This is a genomic window from Rothia sp. HMSC068F09, from assembly GCF_001812775.1.
Taxonomy (GTDB): Bacteria; Actinomycetota; Actinomycetes; order Actinomycetales; family Micrococcaceae; genus Rothia; species Rothia mucilaginosa_A.
Window position 1 is genome coordinate 85,468 of record NZ_KV810416.1, and the last position, 16,523, is coordinate 101,990.

13 protein-coding genes are annotated in these 16,523 nt (G+C 61.0%); 7 read left to right on the forward strand and 6 right to left on the reverse strand.

What is annotated here, in order from left to right:
- Positions 1 to 262: 262 nt before the first annotated feature.
- The 4 genes from HMPREF2874_RS01705 (at position 263) to HMPREF2874_RS01720 (ending at position 5,313) form a co-directional block, all read left to right on the forward strand.
- Positions 263 to 1,618 (forward strand): membrane protein, encoded by a 1,356-nt coding sequence (locus tag HMPREF2874_RS01705; protein WP_049344570.1) that lies wholly within the window; start codon positions 263 to 265, stop codon positions 1,616 to 1,618.
- A gap of 89 nt (positions 1,619 to 1,707) precedes the next feature.
- Positions 1,708 to 3,426 carry a GT4 family glycosyltransferase PelF gene (gene pelF / locus HMPREF2874_RS01710; RefSeq protein WP_070648709.1) on the forward strand — a complete coding sequence of 573 codons (1,719 nt, stop codon included), beginning with the start codon at positions 1,708 to 1,710 and terminating at the stop codon, positions 3,424 to 3,426.
- Complete coding sequence (locus HMPREF2874_RS01715) at positions 3,413 to 4,609, forward strand: putative glycoside hydrolase (RefSeq protein WP_070648711.1); 1,197 nt, start codon at positions 3,413 to 3,415, stop codon at positions 4,607 to 4,609. The genes pelF and HMPREF2874_RS01715 overlap by 14 nt, the downstream gene beginning before the upstream one ends.
- Positions 4,610 to 4,728: 119 nt before the next feature.
- Positions 4,729 to 5,313, forward strand: coding sequence for an NAD(P)H-dependent oxidoreductase (locus HMPREF2874_RS01720; protein WP_005504206.1), 585 nt, complete (start codon positions 4,729 to 4,731; stop codon positions 5,311 to 5,313).
- 266 nt (positions 5,314 to 5,579) lie between these two features.
- Here the strand turns inward: HMPREF2874_RS01720 and HMPREF2874_RS01725 are convergent, their stop codons facing one another.
- Complete coding sequence (locus tag HMPREF2874_RS01725; RefSeq protein ID WP_049344577.1) at positions 5,580 to 7,016, reverse strand: glyceraldehyde-3-phosphate dehydrogenase; 1,437 nt, start codon at positions 7,014 to 7,016, stop codon at positions 5,580 to 5,582.
- A 286-nt stretch (positions 7,017 to 7,302) separates the two neighbouring features.
- On the opposite strand from HMPREF2874_RS01725, the gene HMPREF2874_RS01730 reads away from it, so the two are divergent.
- The 3 genes from HMPREF2874_RS01730 (at position 7,303) to HMPREF2874_RS01740 (ending at position 9,772) form a co-directional block, all read left to right on the forward strand.
- Positions 7,303 to 8,238: a carbohydrate kinase family protein gene (locus tag HMPREF2874_RS01730; protein ID WP_070648713.1), complete on the forward strand. Its 936-nt coding sequence runs from the start codon at positions 7,303 to 7,305 to the stop codon at positions 8,236 to 8,238.
- Positions 8,239 to 8,351: 113 nt separating this feature from the next.
- Positions 8,352 to 8,897 (forward strand): YbhB/YbcL family Raf kinase inhibitor-like protein, encoded by a 546-nt coding sequence (locus HMPREF2874_RS01735; protein WP_070648715.1) that lies wholly within the window; start codon positions 8,352 to 8,354, stop codon positions 8,895 to 8,897.
- 62 nt (positions 8,898 to 8,959) lie between these two features.
- The gene (locus HMPREF2874_RS01740) at positions 8,960 to 9,772 is read left to right on the forward strand and encodes an HAD family hydrolase (protein WP_070648717.1); all 813 of its coding nucleotides are present in this window, start codon (positions 8,960 to 8,962) and stop codon (positions 9,770 to 9,772) included.
- A 276-nt stretch (positions 9,773 to 10,048) separates the two neighbouring features.
- Here the strand turns inward: HMPREF2874_RS01740 and HMPREF2874_RS01745 are convergent, their stop codons facing one another.
- The 5 genes from HMPREF2874_RS01745 to HMPREF2874_RS01765 all read right to left on the reverse strand — a co-directional run bounded on the left by HMPREF2874_RS01745 (position 10,049) and on the right by HMPREF2874_RS01765 (position 16,475).
- Positions 10,049 to 11,383, reverse strand: a complete 1,335-nt coding sequence (locus HMPREF2874_RS01745) for a uracil-xanthine permease family protein (RefSeq protein WP_070648719.1) — start codon at positions 11,381 to 11,383, stop codon at positions 10,049 to 10,051.
- A gap of 235 nt (positions 11,384 to 11,618) precedes the next feature.
- On the reverse strand, positions 11,619 to 12,704 hold the full coding sequence (locus tag HMPREF2874_RS01750) for an acyl-CoA dehydrogenase family protein (RefSeq protein ID WP_070648723.1): 1,086 nt from the start codon (positions 12,702 to 12,704) through the stop codon (positions 11,619 to 11,621).
- A gap of 29 nt (positions 12,705 to 12,733) precedes the next feature.
- Complete coding sequence (locus tag HMPREF2874_RS01755) at positions 12,734 to 13,258, reverse strand: DUF4242 domain-containing protein (protein WP_049332333.1); 525 nt, start codon at positions 13,256 to 13,258, stop codon at positions 12,734 to 12,736.
- Positions 13,259 to 13,504: 246 nt separating this feature from the next.
- Positions 13,505 to 14,695 (reverse strand): Fic family protein, encoded by a 1,191-nt coding sequence (locus HMPREF2874_RS01760; protein ID WP_070648726.1) that lies wholly within the window; start codon positions 14,693 to 14,695, stop codon positions 13,505 to 13,507.
- A 319-nt stretch (positions 14,696 to 15,014) separates the two neighbouring features.
- The gene (locus HMPREF2874_RS01765) at positions 15,015 to 16,475 is read right to left on the reverse strand and encodes a peptide MFS transporter (RefSeq protein ID WP_070648727.1); all 1,461 of its coding nucleotides are present in this window, start codon (positions 16,473 to 16,475) and stop codon (positions 15,015 to 15,017) included.
- Between the last annotated feature and the right edge of the window lie 48 nt (positions 16,476 to 16,523).

The following is a 16,523-nucleotide window of genomic DNA, read 5'->3' on the forward strand; positions in this document are numbered from 1 at the left end:
AAGCTCCGCGCTAAATTAGGCGTAGGGGAGGGGCTCCACACGCGATGTCTTGGATGCTTGCCCGGCCAAATAACCCCCTCGGGTGGATGAGGCTGATCCGGCATGCATTGACGGTACGAATCCGATGGCCCACCTGGCCGCCGCGAGGGGTGCCATCTCTGTACGACATAACGCACGACACCATCACTCACTCAACGTTAATCTCCGGCCCGTTTGCGGGCCGGGCCCGCATACTCTCTATTTCGACTGAAAGTCTTCAACGTTGTCCACCAACCACGGTAGCGAGGAACAGCGCGCTAGCGCGTGGCGCCTCCTCATTAACTTTCTGCTATACGTTTCCCCGGTCGCGCTGCTGACCACTGTCTTCCCCATCGTCACGCCCACCATCAACAGGTACAACTTGGGTGGCGTGCCCCTGATTCAGGTGATTCTGGCTGCATCCATCACCGTGCCCTGGCTTAGCCAGGCCGCCTGCCTGCCGCTCTATCGAGCCATTCAGATGGAGCATAAGAAGATTGCGGATGCCCGCGAAACCCTGCGCATCCAGGCTGAGACGCTCGAGAATCAGCTCAAGCGTGCCGAGGCGAAGGCTACCCGCGAGCGTCTGAACGAACCCCAGTTCCAGGACATTACCGACCTGGCCGCGTTCAGCCGCAACTGGATTTACCTCTTCTTCGTGACCATGCCGCTGGTGTTGCTTTTCGCAATTCCGGTTGCCCTCGTACTGAAGTGGAACGCGACTGCCGTCGGTGCCTTCTTCGTACTCGGCGTGCTCAACATTGCCTTCGCGCAGCTGCTGGTCATCCCCAACCTCGCGAAGAACCGCGTTATCTGGTTCATCGCCTGGCTCGGCTACACCCTGGCCCTGTACTTCTTCCCCATCATCTGGTTCCTGCCGCCGCTCGTTGGCTCGCTTATCCTGCTGATTGGCCTGGGTAAGAACTTTGTGCACCTCTTCCGCTTTGCGCATATTCCGCTCAAGGACGTCGCAAAGGATGCTCTGCGTGGCTTCCTGACCGGCTCCATCATCTGGGCCGATAAGTACATGCTCTTCCTGGCCACCTCCGGTGAGATTAACGTCGTGGCCATTTACATGAGCCTGATTCCCGCCGTGATCGCTTACAACTACTTCTTCGTGGTAGAGGCCGATCGCGTCAACGACGCAATTCAGTACCTGTGGACCGTGTTCGAGCGCCTGCCCTACAACCGCGTTCGCGAAGAGGCTCATAAGGCCACCCGTGCCTCCGACCGTTCGATTCGCAACTCGCTACTCGTCTACATCGGTAGCGGCATCATTACCGGCATCCTGATGTTTATCTTCATGCCGGATTCCTTCCCGCTGGCGCTGATGGGTCTGGTCGTCGCGTTCCTCTTCGTGGCCGTCGCCCTGCTTATCTACCAGATTGAGTACATGACCATGTTCAAGACCGTGCAGGTGCTCTCCGCGGCGCACCTCATTCTGCTCATGATCTGCTTCGCAATCCTGCCGAACGAGACAGGATACCTGCCCATCATCGTGGGCGAGGCAGTCCTTGCGTACGCCTGCTACCGGGTGTACCGTCAGGCTTGGCAATCACCCGAATACTCTCTCTTCTGGCGCCGCGCACTCGCCTGGTAACGCCTGCCCGCACACCGGGTCCGCAGACATCGTTCTGCGGGCCCGGCCAAGAACACACCACGTAGCACGGCCCGCGAAAGACACAACCAATGACTGAACAGATGTACCGAAACCACTATGCTCCCCTGCAGCTTCCGGAGCCCGGAGAGCACTACACCGATCCCGAGTACCCGGATGTCGATGTCGCCATCATCATGGAGTCCACCTACCCCTACCTCAAGGGTGGCGTCTCCGCGGTGGTGCACGATATCGTCTCTGAGAACCCCGACCTTTCCTTCGGCATTATCCACATCGCGTGGGATAAGAACTCGCCGCACGAGGATCTCTACGGCATGCTCAAGAACGTCAAGTGGGTTAAGGTGATCTACCTGAGCCTCGACGTCAACCGTGCCGCCTTCGCCGCCGAGTGCGATCCCGACAGCCTGCACATGAAGATGCCGCAGCGTCGAGAGCTGGCTGATCGACTCATCCAGGGCTTCAACGCGCTCATCGCCGGCGACGTCAACCCCCTCTGGAAGCTCTACGACGAGGGCATCAACCCCGCCACCCGCACCTACAACCTCTTTGGGCTCTTCGGTACCCGCGAGTTCATGCAGGTTATCGCCAACCTCGGGTTCTTCAGCGAGGTTCCCTTCGGCGAGCTCTTCTGGAAGGTGCGCGACTTCGTTTCCATCCTCTTCGCGCTGCTGCACGAGCGGATGCCCCACGCCCGCGTGTACCACGCCCACACCACCGGCTACGCGGCTCTCATCGCCGCCGCTGCGGCCCGTGACCACGGCACCAGCTTCCTGCTGACCGAGCACAACCTGTACATTCGCGACACCATCAACACCAAGCTCGAGCGCAACATGGCGAAGCCGATTACCACCGACTACGCTTTCCTCGCTGAGGAGCGTGAGCACCCGGGCCTGGGCCCCATCACCCTTGACGAGCGAGCCTGGTCCGTCTGGTTCCTGGAGATGGGTCGCTTCTGCTACCCGAGCGCCGATATGGCCACCTACCTGTACCCCAAGGCACTGGAGGAGGCGCGCGGCATCGGTGCGCCCATCGACCAGATGAACGAGGGCGAAAAGGACCGCGCCATCATCCTGCCCAACGGCATGCTCATCGAGTCCGTTGCCGAGGCCTACTACGCCCGCCAGGCGGCCCGTGCACGCATCCTCGCCGAGGGGCGCGGCCACGTGTGGCGCTTCGTGTTCATCGCCCGCGTGGTGCCCATTAAGGGCCTGACCGACCTGATTCGATCCCTCGCGGTGCTGCGCGACCAGGGCCTCGTGAACTTCCACCTGGATGTGCTCGGCCCCAAGGACCACCTGCCCGAGTACTACGAGCTGTGCCTGCGCACCATCGAAGAGCTCAACATGGGCGAGTACATCACCTTCCACGGCACCGTGAACGTGCGTGCGATGCTCGACCGCTTCGACCTGCTGCTCATGCCCAGCTACAATGAGGGTCAGCCGATTGTGGCGCTTGAGGCGATGGCTGCGTCCATCCCGCTGGTCAGCACCGACGTGGGCGGTATGTCCCAGCTCATCGACGATGTGCTGGTCGCCCCCGACGGCCACGAAATCGGTAACTGCGGTATCTTGACCATCCCCGGCGATATTCACGGCTTCGCGGCGGCGCTGCGCACCCTCATGGAGGAGCCCAGCATCTACGAACGCTACTGCGTGAACGCCTACGACCGTATCGTCAGCTTCTTCCAGCTGCGACTAGTCATGGACCGCTACAACACGATCTACCGCGAGCTGGGTAAGATGCCTCCGCGCGACCCCGAGTTCTCCCCGGAGTACGATGGCGACGAGTAAGTTCGAACGACTCGGTGGCCCGGGAAAGTTTGGTGCCTGGGTTCGCTACGGCGGAAAACCCATCACCCAGCAGCAGCTCGACTTTGCGGTCAAGAATTACTCCGTGGCGATTCTGCAGCCCTGGGAGCTGGAGGCTGCCCGCTACCTCAAGAAGCACGCCCCGCAGATGGTGGTCCTGGCCTACAAGTGCCTGTCCTCCACCCGCTCCTACGAGCCGGGTCCCATCTACTCCTCGGGTCTGTCTTTCGCGCAGGCCGTCTCGCTGGCGAATTCCGGTAAGGATTTCTTTGCGCATCGCCTCAACGGCGACCGCATCGAGTGGAAGGGCTATTCCAAGCACTATCAGATGCAGGTGTGGAACCCCGGCTACCGCTGGTACTGGGTGGATTCAGTGGTACGCGAGATGCGCGACTCGCCCTTCGACGGCGTTATGGGCGATAACGACGTGGAGAACGACTACTACGGTCTGAATCTGCCCATTCAGGGCGTGCCGTCTATGACCACGATTCGTGAGGGCCTGGACCGCCTGGTGGCTTCTGCCGGCGCCGAACTAAATGGCATCGGCAAGATTCTGGTGCCCAATATTGCCGAGTCGCGCCTGCGCTGGGGCAAGTGGGAACGCCACAGTGCCTACGGCGGCGGTTTCGAGGAGGTGTGGCTTGGCTGGGGCCCGAACGATTACCTGGCTTCGCCCTACGCCGTGATGCAGGGCCGCGATATTGCGCGCGGTTCCGGTGGCGACGTGTCGCTCGGGGTGTACCTCACCGGCCTGAAGCGCGGTGCCTCCACGCAGAAGAAGGTGACGATTCTGCGCACCCCCCTGAGCGACCGGAAGTCGCCCCTGACCGGCACGGACGAGAACTTCCTCTACGGCCTGGCCGGCTTCTGGGTCTTTGGTGGGGGAAACTTCACCGGTATTAGCGCGACCCACCATGACGCCTACGACGAGATTCCCCACGCCCCCGAGCTCACCTTTGATCTGGGGGATGCCGCGGGCGGCATCGTGGTTCAGGGAACGGTTCAGACCCGCACCTTTACGCGCGGTTGGGCTGCCCTGAACACCGGCTCGAAGGATGTGACCGTGAAGGTTCCCTCTCATCTGGTGGATGCGGCAAACCGCCCGGTGCCTTCGAGCTTCACGCTGCGGGCGCATCAGGGTGTGGTGTACCGCCGTAAGGCGTAATTTACCGTAAGCGGTAATTTTAAGGGCTGATTCACAGCGTAGTAGCCCTGTACTATGAAACAAGCGGCTGGAATATAGCCAACCGTTCTCGCGGTGTTGAGTTTAAGGAGTGAACTACAGTGAATATTCTTTTGATTGACGGCGGTAAAGCATTCGCCCACTCGGCGGGTCGTCTGAACCACACCCTGCATCAAGTAGCCCGTGATACGTTATCGGCGCTCGGTCATCATGTGCGAGAAACTGTGATTGACGACGGGTACGATATTCACCAGGAAGTAGAAAAATTCCAGTGGATGGATGCGGTCATCTGGCAGATGCCCGGTTGGTGGATGCACGAGCCGTGGACCGTGAAAAAATATATGGACGAGGTGTTTACCGCCGGTGCGGGTACCCTGTACGCTAATGATGGTCGCCACAGGGTCAGCCCCACTGAAGGATACGGCACGGGCGGTCTTCTTCAGGGGCGGCGTCATATGCTGTCGCTGACGTGGAACGCGCCTCGCGAAGCTTTTACCCGGGAGGGCGACTTCTTTGAGGGACTCGGGGTAGATGCCCTCTATATGCACTTTCATAAGGCCCATGAGTTCATGGGGACTACCCAGTTGCCCACCTTTATTTGCTATGACGTGATTAAAAATCCGCAGGTCGAACAGTATCTCGCTGACTATACTGCCCACCTCAACGAGGTCTTCGGTCAGGCGTAAGGGTTTTAAGCCTGCATGCCTTCATAAGCATGTCTGAGGTGGATGCGGAAAACCGCCCGGTGCCCTCGAGCTTCACGCTGCGGGTGCATCAGGGTGTGGTGTACCGCCGTAAGGCGTAATTCACCGCTCGCGTAGCTTTTCTGAGCTTCTGTGCGACACCCCTTATTTGCGCATATAACCTCATAAACAAACCCACCGGCAATATAACCAAATGGCTATATGTACCGGTGGGTTTGTTATATGCGTGCTAGATGAGCTGGGGTAGCTTACTTAGCGGGGTAGGAGGGCACTTCGTAGCCGCCCATACGCTCCAGAACGCGAATCACCTGGCAGGAGTAACCGAACTCGTTGTCGTACCAGACGTAGACAATTGCGGAGTCATCGGTCACCACGGTAGCCAGCGAGTCCACAACACCTGCGGTGCGGGAACCCACGAAGTCGGTGGAAACAGCCTCAGGGGAATCCGAGTAGCCCACCTGGCGGCGCAGCTCGCCGTCGATGGACTCGCGGCGGAACAGCTCGTTCAGCTCCTCAGCGGAACCTGCGGGCTTGGTCAGCTTCACGTTCAGGATTGCCATGGAGACGTCCGGGGTGGGAACGCGGATAGCGTTACCGGTCAGCTTGCCTTCCAGCTGCGGCAGAGCCTTAGAAACAGCCTTAGCTGCACCGGTCTCGGTGATGACCATGTTCAGCACAGCGGAGCGACCGCGGCGGTCACCCTTGTGGAAGTTGTCAATCAGGTTCTGATCGTTGGTGAACGCGTGAACGGTCTCAACGTGGCCGCGCTCAACACCGTAGGCGTCATCCAGAACCTTCAGCGCCGGAGTAATCGCGTTGGTGGTGCAGGAAGCGGCGGAGAGAATCTTGTCCTCATCGGTGATGACGTCGTCGTTCACGCCGAACACGATGTTCTTCATGTCGCCCTTGCCGGGAGCGGTCAGCAGAACACGAGAGATACCGGGGCGGTTCAGGTGCTGCTCCAGGCCCGGAACATCGCGCCAACGGCCGGTGTTGTCCACCAGCAGGGCGTCCTTAATGCCGTACTCGGTGTAGTCGACAGTGTTCGGGTCCGAGGAGTAAATGAAGCGAACCGGAACACCGTTAGCGATGATGGTGCTGTTCTCCTCATCCACCTCAATAACGCCCTTGAAGGGGCCGTGAACCGAGTCGCGCTCCAGCAGGGAGGCGCGCTTAACCAGGTCCTTATCACCGTTCTTACGCACCACCACGGCGCGCAGGTTCAGGCCGGAACCCAGCGGCGAGGAGGAACGCTCCAGCAGGATGCGGGCCAGCAGGCGGCCAATACGACCGAAGCCGTACAGCACAACGTCCTGCTCCTTCGGCTGGTCACCCTGGTGGTTCACGGAGGAACCCAGCTGCTCGGGCAGCCACATGGACAGCTCGGGGGAGCCAGCCTCGCGGTGTGCCTTGTGCAGGGCAGCGATGTTAATCGAGCAAGCGCCCAGGTTCAGCTCAGTCAGAGCACGAACAAGCTCGAGGGAGTGCGCGGGGTTCAGGGGCGCACCATCAATGTGGGATACGAAATCGTGCAGCTTCAGCAGCTCAATGACGGACTTGTTGACCAGGCTGCGGCCGTGAATGCTCAGCACCACGCCGTTCTCGCGGTGCAGCTTACCGATGAGGGGGATCAGCTCCTCTGCGGTAGCCTCACGGTCAACCCAGGTAGCGGTTGCAGTCGTCACGTATGACCTTCTTCCTAACTTCGTTGTCGGAGGGTAGGCGCGACGATGCTGTCGCGTCAATACCGGGCCGGGCGTAAGACCCGGCGTCGGTTTAAGTCTAACCCGTACAAACCCTTCTAGAGCCTCAAAATCAGCGATATTGAGGCTAAAAGTCAGAAGAGACCGAAGGCAGTTTGTGAACCCACACGGCAAGCCAACAGAACCCGTCAGAAGGGAAAGCAAAACCACTTGAAATCCCCACAAAAACGCACTCTCCGGAACGGGCTGGCCGAGTAGAATTGAAACCATGTTGACTGTAATCGGTGAAGCACTCGTAGACGTCGTCCACCAGCACGACGGAGAAACCCACGCCTACCCCGGCGGATCCCCCATGAACGTCGCCGTTGGCGCATGCCGCCTCGGCCACCCCACCAACTTTGTCGGCCACTACGGCCCGGACGCCTACGGTGAAAGCATCAACGCACACCTGAACGCCTCCTCGGTGCAGCTGCCCTTCGAACCCACCGCGGAGCGAACCTCCGTCGCCCAGGCCACCATTGGCGCCGACGGCGCGGCGGAATACGAATTCGATATCGAGTGGGCCCTGAACGCTATCGCCGAGGAGCTGGCTGAACTGGCCCGCACCTCCGACGCGGTGCACACCGGTTCTATCGCCGCCATGCTTGAGCCCGGCGCACACGTTGTCGCGGCCGCCTTCGAGGCCGCCCGCGACAGCGCCCTGCTCAGCTACGATCCCAACTGCCGCCCCACCCTCATTCACGACGTGGAGCAGGCACGACAGTGGGCCGAAAAGTTCGTCTCCCTCTCCAGCGTCGTCAAGGCTTCCGACGAGGACCTGCAGTGGCTCTACCCCGAGCGTTCCCTCGCAGACACCGCCCGCGCCTGGCTGGACCTCGGCGCCGAGCTGATGGTGATCACCCGCGGCGCAGACGGCCCCATCGCCTACAGCAAGACGTACCCTGAGGGCATCAGCCAGCCTGCACACCGCGTGGAGGTTGCGGACACCGTCGGTGCCGGCGACTCCCTCATGGCGGCCCTCATCGCGGGCCTGCTGGACCGCGGTATTGCCGGCCCCGAGGCCCGTGCCAAGGTTGCCGCACTGGCCGCAGAAGACATCGCCGACCTGCTACGTTTCTCCGCAACCGCAGCCGGCATCACCGTCTCCCGTGCAGGCGCCAACCCGCCCACCCGCGAGGAACTCGTCGCCGTTCTAAACGGCTAAAAAATGACGCACAGCCGGCGGATAGCTCACCCTATCCGCCGGCATCGTCATATACACGGCCCCTACCCCGTGAAAAATTAATCCAACCACCGCGAGAAAACACAAGGAGAACCATGAGCTCCATTGGCTCCGCGCCCCTGCCCCGTGAACCCTACGCAGGTCTGCCCGAACTGCCCGAATTCACCCTGACCTCCACCGACATTCAAGACGGCGGCACCGCCCCCGAGTGGATGCGCTCCGCCCTCTTCGGCGTGGCAGGCGGTCAGGATCGCTCCCCGCAGCTGTCCTGGAGTGGATTCCCCGAAGGCACCAAGTCCTTCGTGCTCACCTGCTTTGACCCGGATGCGCCGACCCCCTCGGGCTTCTGGCACTGGACCGTCTCTAATATTCCCGCCGAGGTGACCAGCATTGACACCGGCGCGGATGCACCTGCCGGCGCCCTGACGCACCGCAACGACGCCGGTGTGGCGGGCTTCCTGGGCGCTGCGCCTCCGGCTGGTCACGGCCCGCACCGCTACATTTTCTGCGTCACCGCCGTGGACGTGGAGAAGCTCGACATTGACGAGAGTGCAACTCCCGCCGTCGTGAACTTCAACCTGCTGGGCCACGGCCTGGGCCGCGCGTTCCTGACCGTCACCTACGCGGAACCGGCCGAGTAGCCTCCGCCGGAACGCTTCCACCGACACCACCTCGATTCCATCAACCGAAGGCAATAGACCGCATGATCAAGCTCATCGCCAGCGACCTGGACGGCACCCTCATCGGGCACGACTTCCGCTTCCGTCCGCGGACCCTGCACGCCCTGGAGGCCGCCCGGGCTGCCGGAATTGAGATTGTCTTCGTCACCGGCCGCCCGAGCCGCTGGCTCACTCCGCTACGCGAGCAGACCGACTTCGATTCCTACGCCATCTGCTCCAACGGCGCCGTGGTCTTCCAACTGGGTGCCGATGAGGTGGAGGAGGTCAACGGAGCCGACCCGCAGGTCATCGCCCGCGCCCACGCGCTACTGGAACCCATCTTCCCGTCCGCCACCTACACCCTGGAGACCGTGGATACCGTCTTTATCCAGGGGCCGCACGAGGGCGGCGAGGTGCTCGAGGGCGCCCGCGTGGTCGAGTCGAGCATCGTCGAGGCGCTCGAACGCATCGGTTCCACGCCCGTCATTAAGTACCTGATTCGCGTGCCCGGCATGGACCCGGACATCCTGCAGGCGCGCGTGCATCAGGCCGTGGGATCGCTCGTGGCCGTCACGCGCGGCGTGGTGGGCGAACCCCTGATTGAGATGGGCTCCAAGGACGTCAACAAGGGCCGGATTCTGGAGAAGTTCGCGGCACGCCACGGCATTGAGGCGCACGAGGTGATGGCGTTTGGTGACATGCCGAATGACGCTGAGATGCTCTGCTGGGCGGGCGAGGGCTTCGCCATGGCGTCGGGTCAGCCGGCGCTCATTGCGAAGGTGGGGCGCACCTGCCCGCCCTTCGACGAGGACGGCGTGGCACAGACCATTGAGGCGATGCTCGCCGAGCGGTCCTAGCCGCCCAACACTGCGGTTAGGCGAGCTTCCGCAGACATAACTCAGACATCAACTTTTATGTCTACACATAAAAAATTTGAGTCTAGACATAAAAATTTATGTCTAGACTCAAATTTTTGTGTCTGATTTACATCTGACGTGTGTCTAAGCAAAGTAGTCGTTCGTACATAAGACCCAGAAGACGCAAAAGCGGCCCGGATGGAAAACTAATCCATCCGGGCCGCTTTTCTGCACCCTACGCATCAGGAGCGTCACTCCTAACGGGCGGTGAGGAGCCTAGTGCACCTCGGTGCTCTTCTCTGCGTCGAAAGGCTCCAGCGGGTCGCCAGCGGCCTTCGTGTACTTCGCGATGAAGGTCATCAGGTGGAAGATAATCAGTGTTGCCGCGGTACCCAGAGCAATACCGGCGAAGGATAGCTCACCGAAGGTCCAGGTGTAGTCCGCGATACCTACAATCAGCGCCACGGCGGCGGTGGTCAGGTTGATCTGGTTCGAGAAGTTCACACGGTTCTCGCTCCAGATGCGCACACCGAGCATGCCAATCATGCCGTACAGCACGGTTGCGGCACCGCCCAGAACACCCGCCGGGACGGTCGCAATGGCCGCGCCGAAGCCCGGGAAGAGCGACAGGATAATCGCGAAGATTGCCGCCACCCAGTATGCCGCGGTGGAGTACACCTTGGTCGCAGCCATCACGCCGATGTTCTCGGCGTAGGTGGTGGTACCCGAACCGCCGCCCATACCGGCAATGGTGGTTGCCAGGCCGTCAGCCATGAGGGCGCGACCCGAGTAGTCGTCCAGGTTTTCACCGCTCATCTGAGCCACTGACTTCACGTGGCCGATATTCTCTGCCACGAGCACCAGAATCACAGGGATGAACAGGCCGGCGAGCTCCCAGTGGAACTCGGGGGTCTGGAAGTGCGGCAGACCGATGATGCCCTGAGTCTGCACAGCCTTGTCAATCTTGGAGAAGTCCACCTCGCCGCGAATCACGGCGGTGATGTAGCCAACGCCCACGCCCAGCAGGATGGACAGGCGACCAATAATGCCCTTGAACAGCACTGAAATCAGGATGATGGAGCACAGGGTCACCAGCGCGGTCACCGGTGCCACCATGAAGTTGTCCTTAGCACTCTTCGCCAGGTTGAAGCCAATCAGGGCCACGATCGAACCGGTCACGATCGGGGGCATGAGCTTGGTGAGCCAGCCGGTGCCGGCGAACTGAACAATCAGACCAACGAGGAACAGCGCCACACCCGCCATGACGATGCCGCCGAGGGCGCCCGCCGGGCCGTGCGAGTTCATGGCAGCCGCCAGGGGCGCAATGAACGCGAAGGAGGAACCCAGGTAGGAGGGGACGCGTCCGCGGGTAATCAGCAGGAAGAGGACGGTGCCGATACCCGAGAAGAACAGGGTGGTTGCCGGCGGGAAGCCCGTGATAATCGGCACGAGGAAGGTTGCGCCGAACATGGCGACCACGTGCTGCGCACCGATACCGATGGTAATCGGCCAGGCGAGGCGCTCGTTCGGGGCGACGAAGGAACCGGGCTTAATGCTGCGGCCGTCGCCGTGAATCGACCAGTCGAAGCCGAAAAGCTTAGAGATGCTCAAAGGGAGCTCCTGAAGTGAATGTGGTGTATAAAATTCCACATTATTCTACGCGCCTATGGGCGTAGGTCACAGCTAAATGCCTATAAATATGAGCAGGGATACCCCTAAACCGCTTATATTCCCAATTCGCTATCTGATTGATGGGTGCGGGGCACATAAAAATACCGTCGCCCTCTATATGCAATATATTGCATATAGAGGGCGACGGTATTGATGAAGACAGCGTCGCTAACGTTTAGAGAGCTTCCTGAAGAACCTCGAGGTGATCGTACTTCGACAGCTCGTAGCGCAGGTGGCCCTCGGTCGGGGACTGCACCGGCAGGAAGGAAGCCTCACGCAGGCGGCGAGCGGTCGGGGACTCGGCCACGTAACCGGCGCCTCCAACAACCTGCAGCTCAAAGTGAGTAGCAATGGTCGCGAAGTGCGAAACCCCCAGGCGCAGGCTCAGCAGGTCGCGGCGCTCGGCGCGCTCCGGTTCGGACGCTAGGCGAATCAGCTCCTCCCGCAGGCTCTCGTACTCGGAGAGGATGAGCGGGAACTCGGGGCGGAAGATGCCCTTCGACACGTCCAGGTGCTTAGCGGCCTCCTGCAGAGCACCTGCGGCCAGGCCCAGGCAGAAAGAAGACTGAACCAGCAGGAACGGTGCGGTGACATCGTGCAGGAACGCCTCGAGGTTATCGCTCAGGATATCCTCGCTCGGCACGAAAACGTCCTCGAACTTCAGGGTGCCCGACTCGGTGCTGTTGAGCGCCAGCAGGTTGCGGTGGTAGTAGATCTCCAGGCCCGGCACATCCTGGCGAATCGTCACGATGTAGCGGTCCGGGTGACCCTCGGGAGCGTTCTCCAAGGCCACCGGCAGAACAATTACACCGCTCGGGTACAGGTTCGACGCCCAGGAGATAGAACCGTTGAGCTTCAGACCGCCCTCAACGAGGGTGCCCTTCACCTTGATCGGCTCCAGACCCGACGCCTCCTTGTACGCCGCCGCCATCGCGGTGGTGCCGCTGACGGTCGCATTGGCCAGGCCCTCGGGCAGCTCGCGGCCCACGGCGTCGAAGAACGCGATGGTCGAACGGTGAGCCCAGAGCGAGAAGGCGGTGGTGGCGTCCTCGGTAGCCAGGTCGAATGCAACAGCGACCTGGGGAACCAGAGAGCCGCCGTCGCGACCCAGGGTAATCAGGCCGTCCTTGGCAATCTCGCGGAGGGTCTCGAAGGGAGAACGCTCGCCGCGGTCAACGGCCTCCGCATTGGTGCGGGCGAGGGTGAGAACCTGCTCGCGCTGAGGGTAGTCGTACAGGGGTTCCAGGGTGAAGTCGGACATGTGGTTTCTCCTAAGCGGGAAGCACGTGTCTATGCGTGCAGCTTGAACAGTCGGTCGATGGGGGTGCTGACGGCCTTGCGGGCGCGGACGACAGCGTCTTCGTCGGGTGCATCGTAGAAGCACAGGCACTTAGCGGTATCTTCACGAACGTAGGTGCGCAGGAAGGAAACCTCGGGCACCTCGGCGTACTTGGGGGCGTTGGCCTTCTTGCGGGTCAGGTACTGTTCCATGGTGATCTCTGCGGGGATGTCCCACTCGACCAGGTAGTCGGCGTCCTTCTTGAGCTTCTTGATGTCATCGAGCTCAGCGCCGACGAGGCGGACGGCATCGGGGCCTTCGACGGAGGCGCGCTCACCGATAGCTGCGGCGAGGTCGGGGCCGAATGCGGTGTTCTCGGCTTCGATGATGACGAAGACGATCTTGTGGTCTGCGGAGACCTGGGTTTCGATGAGCTCCGCGCCGTTGGTCAGGGAGGAGTTGACGGTCTCGATGAGGGCGGTTGCCTCTTCCTTGGACGGGTTAGCGGGGGTCAGTTCTACCAGGTACAGTGCCATGATGTTCTCCTTGGGAGGTTGCGTTGGGGTGGCCGGCCGCGTATTTTCCGGCCGTTCTGGAATCACCTTAGACCTGTAGTTGAGGGCTGTCTAATAGATGTCCGTTCGTGGCGTAATGAGTCCTTTTTTGACTCTGATTTCCGTCATGTGCGTTCATGTGAAGAAATAAATCGTCACAGTTCCGCGCGCGGGAACCCGCCTACGGCCGCAGAATTTTCGCGCGGGTTATCGAACCCGATGGCGCATCTATCCGCGGCGTCCTGCTCGTGCCGCAAAGTCATCGAGGGCGCGGTTGAGAGCGGGGACAGTCCACACTTTTTGCCCCTGAATTTTGACGCGTTCTTCACGCAGAATCTGCAGCTCCACCATGCGGTTGAGGAGGCGATACACGCTAGCTCGGGACCCCCGCGTGTGCTCCTCCACCATGTGTGCGGTGAAGGCGAGCTCGGTGCAGCACAGGTCGGTGAGGGAACGCAGGAGAGGGGTTTTACGCTGGGCAATGGACAGCACCTCATCGCGCAGGGTTTCAATGTCTTGCGCCAGGATTTCTGCGTTGGTGATTGCCTTTTGTGCGGCGTCGATGAAGAGCTCGATGATGGGCTCGGCATCGCCTGCACGGTAGTCGGTGAGCGCCTGAATGTACCCGTCGGTATCATGCAACAGCCCGGAGGAGACGGGCAGAATCACGTGGCGAGTGACACCGCGGGCGAGCAGGAGCGCGGAGATGAGGGCTCGTCCGGTGCGGCCGTTGCCGTCGGTGAAGGGGTGAATCGTTTCAAATTGGGCGTGCACGATAGCCGCCTGCGCGAGGGGATCAATATCGCGGCGGTTCATGAAGGCTACAAGGTCTTCGAGGGCGGCAGGAACTCTCTCGTGATGCGGTGCTACATAGTCGGCGGTTACCGGCGAATCACCCTTAATCCACACCCACTGGGTGCGGAGTACACCGGAGTCCTGATGCAGACCGCGGGTCAGTTCGCGGTGCATCGCGAGGATATTATCGACGCTAATGTTTTCTGCGGTATTCAAGGCTGCACGCATGGCGTGAACATTGCGCGCCACCAGCTCGGCGTTAACTCCGACCTTCGACCCGCTTGCACCCAGGACAGCTAGTGAGAGCCTGCGTGCGCTAACGGTGAGGTTTTCAATCTGTGAGCTGGAGGCGGATTCGCCGCGCAGAAGAACCGCGGAGAAGGGGATTCCGCCGATGTGGTGGAGCCGCTCATCGAAGCGGGTCATTGCGGTGGCGTTCTCTTGGAGGCGCGCTCGCAGTGCGGGGCTGAGTTCGATGTTGAGTGTGGCAATGGGGGCGGGTACGGCGCTGGAGAAGGTGCCGGAGTTGCGGCGCGTTGCGCGTCGGGAGGCGAGGGCGTCGCGGTGAACCCAGGGGGTTTGCGGCTCCCATGTGAGGGCGGGCCAGGTGATGGCTGTGGGCATGGTTCCTCCTCCCTCCTCCTCTTCATCGGTGTCGTCTTGCTGGTCGTATGGGGGGTCTTAATAAGACAATACACTTCGATTTTCTTATTAAGGCGCTTAATAAGAAAATCCGTGCGGATTGTCTCATTAAGGAAAACACCCCTGAACCTGTCGCTACTCCGGCTACCGGCGCATACACCAGGGCATGCAGCAGTGTATACAGCAGGGCCCCGAACCCTTGGTAATTCAAGGATTCGGGGCCCTAGCCTATATGCGTTCGCCTACACGCTCACGCCGCCCGAAAACAGCGAATCAGCGGTCTAGGCAAGCAACTTTGCGGTTACTTCACGCCGCGCATGAGCTTCTGAACCGGCTTGTGCACCAGGAACAGCAGAATACCGGTCGCGATGGTGATAATACCCATCCAGGTGAAGTAGGGAACCTCAGTCTCCATGGTGTAGAACGGAGCCAACCAACCGGAGAGCACGGTACCCATTGCCACGGAGGTGAAGTACAGCGCCATCATGTTCACGCGGTGCGCCTTCGGTGCGAGCTTGGTCGCCAGCGAAATACCCACCGGCGAAATAATCAGCTCGGCGATGGTGCAGACGAACAGAATCAGTACGATCCAGCCGACGTTCACGCTCTGAACGCCCGCCTGAGCGAGGAAGATCCAGAACGCCAGACCGATGATAATCAGCGCCGCGGAGAACTTCAGGGTGGTGACCGGCTGGCGGTCGCCCCACTTGGTCCACAGGGCGGAGAACATCATACCGAAGATGATGATGAAGACCGGGTTGATGGAGTTGACCAGGTTCGGGCTCAGCTCCATGCCCAGGATGTTCCAGTTGAGGCGCTCATCCGAGTACACCGCCATGACGGTGAACTGCTGCTGGTACAGCGCCCAGAACACGGCGTTTGCAATCCACAGGGGGATAAACGCGGTGACGCGGGAACGCTCATCGGAGGTGACGTCCTTGGCGGTCAGCATCTGTGCGAACAGGGCGATAGCGCCGATGAAGATGAAGCCCATGACCCAGTTCTTGAGGTTGTCTGCGGTCATCAAACCGGTTGCCAGCAGGATACCGATAACGACCACGATACCGACCAGTGCCAGGGCGAAGTTGCGCTTCTGGGCGCCGGTGAAGGGGGTGCCCACGTGGTGCACGGAGGCGGGCAGGTTCTTGCGGGTCAGCGCGTACTGGGTCAGGCCGGCGGCCATACCGATGGCAGCCAGGCCGAAGCCGAGGTGGAAGCCACCGGCAGTCCAGCCCCAACCGGTCAGGAGCGGGCCGAGGAGTGCACCGGTGTTCACGCCAATGTAGAAGATGGTGAAGCCCGCGTCGCGGCGTGAGTCGTTGTCGCTGTAGAGTGAACCGACCAGCACGGATGCGTTACTCTTCAGACCGCCGGAGCCGATAGCGACCAGCAGCAGACCAATCACCACGCCCGGCACGCCGGGGATGAGGGAGAGGGAGATGTGGCCCGCCATAATGCCGATAGCGGAGTAGAAGAGGGTACGCTCGGGGCCGAGGAGGCGGTCACCGAGGATACCGCCGAGGATTGCCATGAGGTACACGACTGCACCGTATGCGCCGATAACGCCGGTGGCGAGGTCCTTGTCGAGGCCCAGGCCGCCCTTGTCGGCGGTGTAGTACAGGTAGTAGATCATGATGCCCTGCATGCCGTAGAAGGAGAAGCGCTCCCACATTTCTACGGTGAACAGGTTCGCGAGCATACGCGGGTGGCCGAAGAAGGTCTTGGTGTCCTTGGGTTCGGCACCTGTGATGGTGTGAGACATGGTGGTAATTCTTTTCTGTGCAAGCCCGGGGTTCTGTGTGACCCGGAC